The sequence below is a fragment of the Dermacoccus sp. UBA1591 genome, from assembly GCF_002322065.1.
Taxonomy (GTDB): domain Bacteria; phylum Actinomycetota; class Actinomycetes; order Actinomycetales; family Dermatophilaceae; genus Dermacoccus; species Dermacoccus nishinomiyaensis.
This window is the reverse complement of record NZ_DCNR01000057.1, coordinates 3,190-3,658: the sequence shown is the minus strand read 5'-3', so window position 1 is coordinate 3,658 and position 469 is coordinate 3,190. Positions and strand designations below refer to the sequence as shown.

The following is a 469-nucleotide window of genomic DNA, read 5'->3' as shown; positions in this document are numbered from 1 at the left end:
GACGGCACGTACGGCATCGAGGCCGCTTCCCAGCACTACTTCGGCCATCCGGCGAAGGATCTGACGCTGCCCGAGGCCGCCACGCTCGCGGGCGTCGTCAACCTGCCTGGTTCGACCGACCCGGTGCACAACCCCAAGGCTGCGGTGAAGCGCCGCAACATCGTGCTCGAGAAGATGATCAAGCAGGGGCGCGTGAGCAAGGCCGACGGTGAGAAGGCCATCGCCAGCCCGCTGCAGACTCACGTGACGAACATCGCCGGTGGCGGTGGCTGCNNCAGCGCGCCGCGATCGAGAGCGGCGACAAGGAGGAGGCGAAGAAGGCCGTCGCGCAGCACGGCACCGACGCCTATGTCCGCAAGATCAAGCAGCTCAAGATGGCGGTCGAGCTGGAGAAGACGCACACGAAGGATCAGATCCTCACGAGCTACCTCAACCTCGTCTTCTTCGGTGACGGCACGTACGGCATCGA

At 65.3% G+C, this 469-nt stretch carries 1 protein-coding gene and 1 pseudogene; both read left to right on the top strand.

All coding sequences use genetic code 11. The features are described 5' to 3' along the window. Positions 1-15: 15 nt before the first annotated feature. Positions 16-117, top strand: a pseudogene (locus B2284_RS14445) (transglycosylase domain-containing protein); the annotation flags it as partial. 152 nt (positions 118-269) lie between these two features. After that, positions 270-469, top strand: a 200-nt coding sequence (locus tag B2284_RS14440; RefSeq protein WP_414646253.1) for a transglycosylase domain-containing protein, incomplete at its 3' end; no start/stop codon positions are given.